General features: G+C 37.7%; 12 protein-coding genes. 4 read left to right on the top strand and 8 right to left on the bottom strand.

Annotation, left to right across the window (positions count from 1 at the left end; translation table 11 throughout):
- Window positions 1–5: 5 nt before the first annotated feature.
- The 5 genes from SKC36_RS00890 to lpxK form a co-directional block, all read right to left on the bottom strand.
- Window positions 6–545: a gluconate 2-dehydrogenase subunit 3 family protein gene (locus SKC36_RS00890; protein ID WP_459452622.1), complete on the bottom strand. Its 540-nt coding sequence runs from the start codon at window positions 543–545 to the stop codon at window positions 6–8.
- 101 nt (window positions 546–646) lie between these two features.
- Window positions 647–931, bottom strand: coding sequence for a transposase (locus SKC36_RS00885; RefSeq protein ID WP_459464030.1), 285 nt, complete (start codon window positions 929–931; stop codon window positions 647–649).
- A gap of 29 nt (window positions 932–960) precedes the next feature.
- A complete protein-coding gene (locus tag SKC36_RS00880; protein ID WP_459452619.1) occupies window positions 961–1299 on the bottom strand; it encodes a transposase in 339 nt (112 codons plus the stop codon).
- Between the two features lie 253 nt (window positions 1300–1552).
- Complete coding sequence (locus SKC36_RS00875; protein WP_459452617.1) at window positions 1553–3544, bottom strand: putative porin; 1992 nt, start codon at window positions 3542–3544, stop codon at window positions 1553–1555.
- A 29-nt stretch (window positions 3545–3573) separates the two neighbouring features.
- Complete coding sequence (lpxK, locus tag SKC36_RS00870) at window positions 3574–4581, bottom strand: tetraacyldisaccharide 4'-kinase (RefSeq protein ID WP_459464028.1); 1008 nt, start codon at window positions 4579–4581, stop codon at window positions 3574–3576.
- 67 nt (window positions 4582–4648) lie between these two features.
- Here lpxK and SKC36_RS00865 point away from each other — a divergent pair, with 67 nt between their 5' ends.
- Together SKC36_RS00865 and SKC36_RS00860 are read left to right on the top strand one after the other, a co-directional pair.
- Window positions 4649–5743, top strand: coding sequence for an o-succinylbenzoate synthase (locus tag SKC36_RS00865; RefSeq protein ID WP_459464026.1), 1095 nt, complete (start codon window positions 4649–4651; stop codon window positions 5741–5743).
- Window positions 5744–5791: 48 nt separating this feature from the next.
- A complete protein-coding gene (locus tag SKC36_RS00860) occupies window positions 5792–6193 on the top strand; it encodes a hypothetical protein (RefSeq protein ID WP_262899901.1) in 402 nt (133 codons plus the stop codon).
- 87 nt (window positions 6194–6280) lie between these two features.
- Here SKC36_RS00860 and hemF read toward each other — a convergent pair whose 3' ends face one another.
- The 3 genes from hemF to SKC36_RS00845 are packed head-to-tail and all read right to left on the bottom strand — an operon-like array spanning window position 6281 to window position 10398.
- A complete protein-coding gene (gene hemF, locus SKC36_RS00855) occupies window positions 6281–7177 on the bottom strand; it encodes an oxygen-dependent coproporphyrinogen oxidase (protein WP_459452612.1) in 897 nt (298 codons plus the stop codon).
- A 2-nt stretch (window positions 7178–7179) separates the two neighbouring features.
- Window positions 7180–9792 (bottom strand): transglycosylase domain-containing protein, encoded by a 2613-nt coding sequence (locus SKC36_RS00850; RefSeq protein WP_459452610.1) that lies wholly within the window; start codon window positions 9790–9792, stop codon window positions 7180–7182.
- Window positions 9793–9804: 12 nt separating this feature from the next.
- Window positions 9805–10398, bottom strand: coding sequence for an N-(5'-phosphoribosyl)anthranilate isomerase (locus tag SKC36_RS00845; protein ID WP_459464024.1), 594 nt, complete (start codon window positions 10396–10398; stop codon window positions 9805–9807).
- Window positions 10399–10523: 125 nt separating this feature from the next.
- Here SKC36_RS00845 and mnmA point away from each other — a divergent pair, with 125 nt between their 5' ends.
- Window positions 10524–11663, top strand: coding sequence for a tRNA 2-thiouridine(34) synthase MnmA (gene mnmA / locus SKC36_RS00840; protein ID WP_459464022.1), 1140 nt, complete (start codon window positions 10524–10526; stop codon window positions 11661–11663).
- Window positions 11660–12592, top strand: coding sequence for a metallophosphoesterase (locus SKC36_RS00835; RefSeq protein WP_459464020.1), 933 nt, complete (start codon window positions 11660–11662; stop codon window positions 12590–12592). The genes mnmA and SKC36_RS00835 overlap by 4 nt, the downstream gene beginning before the upstream one ends.
- Window positions 12593–12731 lie beyond the last annotated feature (139 nt).

The following is a 12731-nucleotide window of genomic DNA, read 5'->3' as shown; positions in this document are numbered from 1 at the left end:
TTACCTTATGATTTTTTGACAGGAGCACAGCCATTAAAAAAACCTGGCGCCATGACGTAATTGTAATATTTGACCATAATTTCTTCCGAAGTAGTATAACCTTGTATCGTTAAACCTTTCAAGGTTGACATGGCTTTTTGAGCACCAGAACCTACATTACCTTTGGCCATAGCAAAAAGAAATTCCTCTTTTTCGGCTTGATTAGCTTGTGACCAAGCTTTTTTAACATAGGATTCAAAAGAACTAGGGAAAGCATCTAAAACTTGACGGAAAGTTTCTTGAGCAGAAAGCTCATAACAATCATCTAACATGGTTTTTACAAATTTAGGAACTCCTAAACTTACTGCCCCAGGAATGGATGACTCTGGAATTATAACTCCTATCCATTCATTCAGTATTTGTTCTTGTTTGGCTGTCCAGGCTGGTGCTTTTTTAGAAACAGGAAAATTAGGTTTGGCTTGGGCGGAAAGGTCATAAAAAGCGACAGTACCCAATGTGGCTAATGTCATTCCTTTTACCCACTCACGACGAGAAATTGTTGTCATTAGTAATAGATTTAAAACATGGTAAATCTAATGAAAAATTGGGAGCTTATTGTGCTGAAATTTGGGTAAAAGTAAATGGCTATCTTTTATTTTAAACCATTTTACAATGGAGATTTCTTCTTTCCCCAATTTTTGGGATTATTGAGCGTATAGCGCTGCATGTTATCAAATGACCTTTTATTTAAAACTACATAATCATGATAATTGGAATGCCAGCCAAAATCTGGAGTAAACTTATGAGCAAATTTAGATACAGCAGATTTATAGGAACGAACTATGGATGATATGGAACCATTTTTGGGTGAAATAGAAGACATATAAGCATTTGGTATACCTTTTTTGGTCCTTTTAAATGAATTAGAATCTCGAACGGAATCTGCATTCATTTCATTGGAAGTATTTAAAATTTCCTTACCTAAGATTGATTGAATTGTGAAGTTGAAACGGGGTAATTTTTGATTATCAACATACCATGCAAATGATCAGGCATGATGACAAAATTGGCTAATTCTACAAAAGGGAAATGTGAAGGTATTTCTCTCCAAAACTTTTCAGCCAATTTTCCTAATTCACTTAATTGCATTTTTGAGTCAGAAGCATCTTGACTTTTTACTATGGACCCAAAGAATGGAATTCTATTTTTGGTTACAATGGTAATATAATAGGCTGCTGGTCTTCGATAATCCCAGTCTCGTTTTCTTGTTGTATCTACCCTATATTTATCGTGGAATTTTCTTGGTTTCATTGGTGGCATAGGTATATTTTTTTGATGCTAATCCGAGTTAATCGGAAATCAACTACAAAAAAAATACCCTAAATGCTCAAAAAAAATCCTAATCCCAAAATATCAAAAAGCTGATACAGTGCATCGGATCTGTAAACCCTCCAACCAAAAAAGCTGATGCACCGCATCAGCTCTGTATACCCTCCAACCAAAAAAGCAGATGCAGTGCATCGGCTCTGTAAACCCTCCAACCAAAAAAGCTGATGCACTGCATCGGATCTTGTTAATCAAACAAAAGCCATTTCACACCATAGCCAAAAACGCGTGACATAGCGGGATGTAAATATGCGGTGTAAAAATTATTGTTCAACAAGCCAAAGTTGGCATGGGACATTTTAAAAAATAATCGCACGCGATTAATACGCAGAGATACATAAGGATCTACTTGTACAAAAGCAGGTACTTGATACTTATTTTGAATATGATATTGCTGTAAAGCAGGCTGATAGGCATCCGCAAAATAGGCCGATTGATGATGAACATCAATTCCAAATTGAACATAAAGCAACTTCTTATATTGAACATCTAGAGCTAAATTAGCGTCTATCAATAAATTAGGCATCCTAATAACATCGGGGCCAGTTTGCGTATTGGCATATACTTTAGTAAACCAAGAGAATTTCCGCCATTGTCCTCCAATGTCTACATTAGTTCTAAAAACACCAATATCCGCTTTTACTTGAGTTGGCGTGGCTAGCGTATCAAAATAAATCCAATCTGAAATTCGCTGGATGGTTAAACCTGGTTTAAAATAAATCGATTTAGATTTTAAGCTAATGCCTCCATAAATTTCATCAATGGAAATATTGGCAAAATCATTTTTCCATCGATATGAGGTATTATACACCCAGTTATGGGCAATACTCGGACTATACGAAATTCGTTGAGCAGTGACTTGAAAGAATGGGGATTGAAAATTAGCTTTCAATCGATAATCTGAACCTAATAAATATTCCCCTTCGGCTGTAAAATCAATATTTTTATTGAATGATTGATTTAACCATATACCAACATAATTTTCAAATCGATCTAGACTACTATTATTCATGGGATTATACACAGACCAATACCTTTGTTTCAGGTAGGTTCGGTATACAAATTGCTTATAAATACCCTTAAAACCTGTTTGATGGCTATAGGAAGACCATTGATTTTCATTGTAAAGAGAATCTTCACTCGGAGCCTGAATGTATTGAATATAAGTTCTAGGATAAAAACCATCGGCTAATGATTGTTGAAATGCTTTATCTCGAAACTTAACGGTCCTATTTTCAACATCTAAGGTTTGAAACAATTGTAAACCTTTCCAGCCAATATATTCATGGTATAAATGGAATTTGATGAATTTATCATTGGATTGGGAAAGTGAATTGGATAAAATAGCTGTATTATCTACATATTTTAGAGCTTCATCTGCCGTTAAGGTTTTTGATAATTTAACCCCACCTTGGTCATTTGTACCTTGATCAAAATAATTAATATGCCCAAGTAAACGGTATTTACCATTTTTTGATTGATAATTAGTATGTAATAAAAGGCCCCATTGACCTAATAAACTTTGTTCTCCAGATTTAAATGCCGCATCCGTTAATACTTTGTCGGCCACCATTCGTTGAAGTGAAATACCAATATTCCACAAGGAATCTACGTTTCTAGCGAAATTAAAATTCAAACGCGTTTGTCCTCCTCCGCCCAAATTATATTCCACTTCCGAATAAGGAGATTTAGAATTGAAATACCGCACTTGATCCGATTGGAAAGCATAAGGAGCATAAACTGAGTAACCTAGTTGCGTCCCTAGGCTAGCTGGAGATTGATAAAACACATTTCTAACGGCCGTTCCATCGTTACCTAAATTAGCCGTCAAAAAACCGCTTTTTTCTTGAAATAAATAGCGCTGAAAAAGAGTTAGTGTCGTGTCAATTCTTCGTTTAATGTCCTTAGAATTAACCATATCTGATTCGTACAGATAATACATGGTATTAGGACCATAAATCAATTTAGTGGAATCATCCAGAGCAGCTCTACCACTTTTTTGTGGACCTTTACTTTTAGAAGGAGTCGTAGGATTGGCAGGATTGGGGAAACTATTTCGATCATTGGGATTTTGTGTTCCTGGAAAACCCGAAGATGTACCAGGTGTTAACACTTGTGCCCAAATAGAAATCGGCAACAAAAATAAAAGTAAAAAAAGTACGGCTAAGCGATGTTTCATCCCCACAAAGGTAGCTTAATTTAAGGAAATTATATTGCTAAGCTCTGTTTCAATACATTCCAAAACTCAGCTTCTTGCTCTAAAAAATACATCTCCATGGGCAAATAGAGCAGTTTTTGTTTCAAGAAAGGATAGTCGTTAGCGACAGATTGTAAACGAACAAAATCCTTGTGCGTAGTAATAAATGCTTCATGTGATGCCATATTCTTGGCTAGGTTGTTCATTTCTTCAAGCTCTGCCGACTTAAAACGGTGGTGATCAGGGAAAGATTGTGTCCTTTTTAACTCACCTAAGGTGGCAACTTGTTGAAAAAACAATGTCGGGTCAGCAATACCGGCTATGGCAAACCAGGTGGTAATGGATTCCGAATTCAGACCTAAGGGTTTAGCATAGCGAATAGATGCAAAATATACGGGTTTAGGAATTTGGGATTGAAACCATTGCATTTCTTGTCTGCTTAGGTGAGAAGGACAGCGTGTAAGCACAACCACATCCGCCCTATGAATACCTTCTCTCCATTCCCGGAGCCGGCCCATGGGCATTAAATGGTCTTTAAAATAGGGCTGATCAAAAGTTGTACAAACGATATTAAAATCTGCTTTCAAGGCACGGTGCTGAAAAGCGTCATCTAGAATTACTGTGCTTATTTCTGGGTACTCGGCATACATTTGATGAATTCCTTGAACCCGATTTTCACAAACAGCTACATGGATATTGGGAAATGAGGTTTTATAGCTAAGGGGCTCATCTCCTACCTCACTGGCTGTCGAACTAGTCTGAACCCATTTGAAGCCATGGCTAAGTCGTCCATATCCCCTGCTCAAAATACCTAAAGCTGATTGCCAAGGAGCGTGTTGAATCAAATAGGCCACTAAAGGACTTTTGCCCGTACCGCCCACTGCTAGATTTCCTACTACAATGGTTTTGGGCTTTTCAAAATGATGTGATTTAAACCAAGCCCAATCATAACATGTATTTCGCAAGAATATGATTATTCCATAAAGTAATGCTGGAAACCAAGTCAATAATTTTTTCATATCAAGTTTAAAGCTAAAAAGAATCGTCGAGGCGGCAAAACAGCCAAGAAAATAATAACTTGCATACATGTTTGATATATCTGTTTCTTACCAAAAACATGCTTTAAAATTTCATTTTGAAGCCGGCACTTCTCGGGGTGTGCTGACTGAAAAAAATTCATATTTCATTCAGATAAAGAATAAAAAAAATCCTCTTCAAGTGGGTTTAGGTGAAGCTGGACCGTTACGAGGATTAAGCCCCGAATTTGAAGAAGAGGGATTGGCGGGCTTTGAAAAATATATTAAAAGCGCCAATTGGGAGTTATTTCCGGAAAGCCTGGACGAAATTCCCTTATTTGTCAAGGAGCTACCTCTTGGTTACCCTTCCTATAAATTTGCCATTGAAATGGCAGTCTTCGACTACATCATGGGCAAAAATGGACAATATTTTGATAATGATTTTAGCCAAGGAAATCAGTCAATACCCATCAATGGACTCATTTGGATGGGAAAAGCAGATTTCATGGAAGATCAAATCGAAGAAAAAATAGCTCAAGGATATACCTGTTTAAAATTAAAAATTGGGGCTATCGATTTTGAACAGGAATTAGCCATTTTAAAGAACATTAGAAGTCAGTTTTCGAAAGAACAATTGACTATTCGAGTTGATGCTAACGGGGCTTTTAAAACACAGGAGGCCGCTCATAAATTGGAAAAATTAGCCAAACTTGATATTCATAGCATAGAACAACCCATCGCAGCAGGTTTATGGAATGCGATGGCCGATTTATGTAAAGAAAATATTTTACCCATTGCGCTCGATGAAGAGCTGATAGGCTTAGAGTCTGAATATCAACAAAATCAATTACTAGATAAAATTCCCGCCCAATACCTTATTTTAAAACCGAGTTTATTAGGTGGATTTTCAGCAAGTCATGATTGGATTCAAGCTGCGGAATCTAGGGAAATGGCTTGGTGGATTACTTCGGCTTTGGAATCAAATATTGGTCTTCAAGCCATTGCGCAATTCACTGCGGATTATTCCCCTAATCTACCTCAAGGTTTAGGGACAGGTAGTTTGTATACCAATAATTTTGCCTCGGGCTTATCCATACAAAAAGGAAATTTACATTTCAACCCAAATTTTAATCGGATCAATCCATTTCATGAAAATCATGTTTAGGAAATACATTTTAAGGCCTATCTTTACAAAAAATTAGAAAAATACTTCATGAATACGATTGACGCGGCAATGATTGCCATCCTTGAAAAACGTTTAGAACTCTCTAAATTGAACTATTCAGATGAAAGCTATGATGATGTAGAAGAAATCTTACACGATTTAGAAGATGATTTTAATGAGAAATATGGTGATCAATTAGAAGAAATTCTCGAAAAGGTTCATATCAAACATTGTCCAGAATCTGATGTGCTCCTACCTACCGCTTACCTAGCCAAAAAATTTGTTGAAACAGAAGATGGAGAAATTGAAATAGGTAAAAAAGAGGGTGTAGAGGTTGAATGGATTGAAAATCCAGCGGTGGGTGCAAGATTAGTACTTTTGCCTTCACCTACGCGAATTTTATTAATGACTCCCAAAGGTATCTCTGTAGTTTGGGAAAAAGAAAGCTAATCATTCCAACGAGTATCGTTAACACAACATAAAAAAGCCACTAGATTTATTTCTAGTGGCTTTTCTTTTAATCACATGGGAATAAAATTAATATACCCAATCAATACCTTTGACTAATAATTTCTGCGTTTCAATTCCCAAAGGGTAATCAGAATAATCGTGCATATAGTCCCAGCTAGCTAATGGAGGCAAACTCATCAATATTGATTCTGTTCTACCATTCGTTTCTAAACCGAATTTTGTACCCCTGTCATGTACCAAATTAAACTCTACATACCTTCCACGACGCAAAAGCTGAAACGCTTTTTCTTTCTCTCCAAAGGGCCTGATAGCATTTTCTTCCATCAAATGACTGTAAATTGGCACAAAAGCTTCTCCTACCGCTTTAACAAAGTCAAAATGGGCTAATTTTTCTTCAAGATTCTTTGATTTGACATAATCAAAAAATATCCCTCCTATTCCTCGTGTTTCTTCTCGGTGAGTATTAAAAAAATAATCATCTGCCCAAGTTTTATAGCTAGGATAATAGGATTTATCAAAGCGGTCACAAACTGATTTTATTTGTTCATGAAACCATTTGGCCTGTTCAGGTATGATGATATGAGGCGTTAAATCTATACCTCCACCAAACCAGTTTTCGCCATTGCTTAATTCAAAATACCGAACATTCATATGAATAATCGGTACCCAAGGATTGATTGGGTGCATAACAATAGAAACTCCAGAGGCAAAAAAATCTACCTCTTCCTTTAAATCTAGACTTTTCACCATTTTAGGGTGCAATGGTCCAAATACAGCTGAAAAATTCACGCCAGCCTTTTCTAAGATATTCCCGTTCACAATCACTCGAGAGCGACCACCTCCGCCTTCCTTCCGCTTCCAATTATCTTCCTTAAATCTACTACCCCCATCTACGGCTTCTATGCCCTTACAGATAGAATCTTGCAAACCTTTAAAATATTCGGCTATAACTTCCTTACGCATATTTATTGAGGGGAATGTTGATTGGTATCAGGCGATTCAGTAGGACTTCCTAATAAAGAATTGAGTGAATCCAATTCCGAATCACTGACTTGAAGTGAATCTGGTAGGGTACTGTATGAACTTTGACAGTTAAAATCCTTTTTAACCACTCGTTTATCTAATTTGTCAAAAGGCACGGGCTTATAATTAGCCAAAAGAGGGTCATTGACAACTTTTATCATAAAGCGCTTGTAAATCGGCAAGGCTGTTTTAGAACCTTCACCCAAAGCACCCGTTCGGAAGTGAATGGAACGGTCATCCCCACCAACCCAAACACCGGATATTAAATTATGTGTCATACCTATAAACCAACCATCTGAATGATTGGATGTTGTACCGGTTTTAGCTGCAAATGCAGGTGCATATCGATTATTGGCCGGTAATAAAACTTCTCCCTCGTTCCATAATAATGAACTACCTGTTCCACCTTCATAAACCACCCCTTCTAACATGGAGCGAACTAATTGAGCTGATTCTTTTTTGATGACACGGTAAGAAACAGGGTCAAAACGTTGTAAAACCTTGCCATTTTGATCCTTAATTTCTTGAACTATCATTGGCTCCACATGGATACCTTCATTGACAAAAGCGGAATAGGCACCAATCATTTCGTACAAGGAAACATCAAAAGAACCCAATCCTATGGAAGGAACCGCTTTTAATGGACTCTTGATTCCCATTTTCTGTGCATAATACATAACAGTGTCCGCTCCTACCTCATTGGTTAAACGGGCAGTAATTGAGTTAATGGATTTAGCCAATGCCCTACGTATGGGCATAGCCGAATAGGAAAAAGTCCCATCAGCATTGGATGGCCTCCAAATTTTCTTTTCGCCCTTTTCTTCTACTTCCAGTTCAAATGGCTCATCGGTCATCATGTAACATGGCGACAAATCTTTAGGTCCATCAATCGCGGCCGTATAAACGAAGGGTTTAAATGTAGATCCGGGTTGACGCTTCGATTGCTTTACGTGATCGTACTTAAAATACTTAAAATCCAATCCACCTACCCAAGCTTTAATATGCCCTGTGTATGGATCCAAGGTCATCATACCTGACTGTAAGAATCGCTTATAATATTGGATCGAGTCATAGGCACTCATGGTCATTTGTTCTTCACCCATGGTAGACCTGGAATACACCCACATTTTCCGCTTGACATTCTTCATGTAATGCATGACAGAATCGGGATTATTGGGGTATTTATGTACTAATGCCTTATAGTATTCCGTACGTTTAGCCACTGTATCAATGAAACCAGGAATTTCTTTACCATGTTCATCTACCCAAGGATTTTGCCCAGTCCAGTGATTATCAAATGTTTTTTGAATGGAACGCATACCTGACTCCACGGCTTGTTCAGCATGAATCTGCATTCTAGAATCAATGGTCGTGTAGATTTTCAAACCATCACGATATAAATCAATTTCCATATCGTTGGCTTTAGCCCATTCATTCAAATATTTAGCAATGGCCACTTTGAAATAATTGCCAGTACCGTCATAGGGTGATTCTTCATTAGAATGTAATTCAATAGGCATTTTAGCTAATGAATCGAAGGCGTTTTTCTTGAGATAACCAGCCTTTACCATTTGGGCTAAGACTACATTACGACGTTTCCAAGCTTTATTTTGTTCCAATGGTTTACCTTCATAACGCTTAGGATTATAGGTCGTAGTAGCTTTCTGAAGTCCCACTAAAATAGCAGCCTCTTGGATATTTAAAGAATCTGGGGAAGTATTGAAATAGGTTTTAGATGCTACTTTAATACCGTAGGCATTATTTCCATAGTCAACCGTATTTAAGTACCAAAGGATGATTTCATCTTTGGTATAAAAACGTTCTAGTTTAATGGCGGTCACCCACTCTTTGGATTTATATATCAACTTACTTAAACCTGGAATATAGCCAAATAAACCTGTTTTGGTAAATCCTTTTTTAGTCCTTGTTTTAAATAAATTCTTAGCCAATTGCTGAGAAATGGTACTTCCTCCCCCACGATCACCGCCTTTTACTAATCCCAGAGCCACTCCTGCCCAAGCTTGAAAGTCTATACCGGTATGTTCGTAAAAACGGGCATCTTCGGTTGCCACTAGGGCTTGAACAAGGTAAGGCGAAAGCAATTTATAATCGCGTATTGGAGTTCTATTTTCTGCAAAGTATTTTCCTAATAAAACACCATCAGCAGAATAAATTTCAGAAGCTTGAGATAATTTAGGATTTTGCAATTCATCTACTCCTGGCATTTCACCCGTCAACCAAAAGATATTGGTCTCAATCACAAACAGGTAGATTAGCACATACATGACTACTTTACCCGCTACTTTCCACATGGTGACAATGGGACGATAATAAGGAGAATTTCGGTCTACTCGGGCTTCATAATAAGCCTCGATTAATCTCCATTTTGTCCGTAGAAAAAAACTGGTCATTGCCACTTGGCCTACCAGCCAAGAATACTTCTTTTCTCCTAGGACACGAGCTAATAAGGACAAGAACAAAACCGTTAAACGCTCCAATCCTGTCCAGAAAAGGCTTTTAAGCTGTTGAACGATTGCGCGAATTCGTTGTAGCATAAATGGATTGAATTATTCCGTTTCTAATTTTTCTAAGATACTCATTAAATCCGTAAAATCCCTAAATCCTGGTCTATCCTCATGCCCAGCCATAAGTCCTATTCCTTGGATTGAACTTTGCTCCACCCATTCCTCTAAATCTTCTTCTGGAAGTTCTAAGCCCAACATGACAGGATACTGAGCTGCCCAGGTTTCTATCTGAGCTTCCATACCCACCAAAGAATCAGGAGAATCTGCCACCAATAAAAAATAAGCCACATAAGGTGCAGCCGTAGCAAATAAGGCAGGTAAATTATCTGAATCAATATTGACTCGCATCATTTTTGGAATATCTAATTCTAGTAAACGCGGTAATTGCACCCGGGAATCCACTTCAATCCAATCAGGTGCATAGTTTTGAACGATTTCTTTAATTTGATCTGACGAAAGTCCTGAAAGTTCTGCTACAATTTCCACTCCACTTAACCAATTTCTAATTTCCTTAAACTTATCTAATGGCATTTCATGCAAGGCAAACCCTAACCAATCAACCCCCATGCCGGCACAATATCGAGCATCCGAAAGGTTATCAATGGAGGAAACCTTCACCCGTGTTTTTAACATCATATTTTATTCTAAAACAATTGGCAAAACTACTGCATAGGACGTGAATTACAAATAAAAATGACTTATTGGAGAAATAAATCATTAAATTGCGGAAAATTTCTGCAGGCTTTGAACCTGAATTGAATATGGAAACAAAAGGACGCGTTCTCGTCGCTATGAGCGGCGGCATTGACAGCTCGGTCGCAGCTGTATTATTACACGAACAAGGGTACGAAGTGATAGGCATGACCATGAAAACATGGGACTATGCTAGCTCAGGTGGAACGAAGAAAGAAACAGGCTGCTGTTCTCTAGATTCCATCAATGATGCTCGGCATATAGCCGTTTCCTTGGGATTCCCGCATTACATTTTAGACATTCGGGAAGAATTCGGTGATTCAGTTATCGATTATTTTACTAATGAATACGTAGAAGGTAGAACTCCTAACCCTTGTGTCATGTGTAATACCCACATCAAATGGGATGCCTTATTACGTAGAGCAGACCAGTTGGGATGTGATTTTATCGCAACAGGACATTATGCCCAAATCCGACAAGAAAATAATCGATATATTATTTCAAAGGGGGTAGATGCCTTAAAAGATCAAAGCTATGTGCTTTGGGGAGTATCTCAGGAGAGTCTTGCTAGGACCATTTTGCCTTTGGGACATTTAACCAAACAACGCATCCGTGAAATGGCCACTGAAAGAGGCTTTGTGGATTTAGTGAATAAATCAGAAAGCTATGAAATTTGTTTCGTGCCAGACAACGACTACCGAGGCTTTTTAAAAAGACGTTTACCTGATTTAGAAGAAGCAGTGCAAGGAGGAAATTTCGTGGATCAGTCGGGAAAAATCATTGGGAAACATGAGGGCTACCCATTTTATACCATTGGTCAAAGAAAAGGACTAGGAAAAGCCTTTGGTTTTCCTGCTTTTGTCACGGAAATTCGGAAAGAAACGAATGAGGTGGTAATTGGAAAATTAGAGGATTTGAATCGTACAGGTATGTATGTGGGACAATTAAATCTTCAGAAATATGCTGAAATACCAGCCGGAGGCCTAGAAACCATTACCAAAGTTCGATACAAGGATCCAGGAACGGAAGGTTTAATTGAACAAATAGCTGATAAAATCAAAGTAACTTTTCATGATGAGGTTTCCGGTATAGCACCGGGGCAAGCAGCTGTATTTTATGAAGGGGATGACGTGATTGGCGGAGGATGGATTTTAAAGTCATTCCAAAAAGGTAGTGTATTTGAAAATATTCAATCATTTGCTGTATGAAATCAACCTTCTTGATAGCCTTCATGATGTGGGTAGGCCTTCATCAAAATTGGGCCCAACAAGCTAAAAGTTACCCTAAATCAGACATCAGCTTTTTGCTTATGGGTGATTTTGGTCGTCATGGCGAATACCACCAAAAAGACGTAGCCAAACAAATGGCTTTGACTGCCGCCGAGGCAGAAATAGACTTTATCATTACTACAGGAGATAATATTTATCCCAAAGGAGTAGCAAGTGCCCAAGATCCGGCATGGAAAAGTAGTTTTGAAGATATTTATACGGCACATAGTCTGCATGTCAACTGGTACCCCGTTTTAGGAAACCACGATTATGCAGGTAATCCTCAGGCTGAAATAGACTATTCAAAAGTGAGTCGGAGATGGAATTTACCTGCCAGATACTATTCTAAAACCTACAAATTAGGCGATGGTGCCACCTTATTAATGGCATTTTTGGATACTTCTCCCTTTGAACTAGGATATTATAGCGATGCAGAGGAACCTTTTAGATCGAATGTAGCTGCACAGGATACTAGTGCTCAAAAAAAATGGTTTACCAAATTAATGAGTCAATCCAAAGCCACTTGGAAAATCGTAATAGGACACCATCCCCTATTTACTTCTGGTCCACGTATGGGGAGAATAAATCATGTAGCGAATTCCTGGCAAAAACTATTTGAAAAAATGGGAGTAGACTTTTATTTAGCAGGCCATGAACACCATTTGGAATACAACCATTTAAATCAAAAACTACATCATGTGATTTCTGGAGCGGGCAGTAAAATTACTCCGTTACAAACAAAAGATAAATCCATTTTCGCCCAATCGGTCAATGGATTTGCTGCCTTTTTTATACAATCCAAAGCCTTAGAATTTCAATTTATAGATGAATCTGGAAACACCATCTTTAGCCAAAAAATTAAGAAATAAGAAGATTGGGTATTCTAAACTTGCCCAAGCGCAAAATATAAAATTGATATATGTCAATTTTTGCAAAGAATTTTTTGTTATTTGAAAATTTACATACATTTAGAAGATTGAACCCGTTCAGGTTCAATAATTACCATAA

The sequence above is a fragment of the Aquirufa sp. OSTEICH-129A genome, from assembly GCF_054558355.1.
The sequence above is the reverse complement of the archived record's forward strand: the minus strand, read 5'-3'. Positions and strand labels throughout refer to the sequence as shown.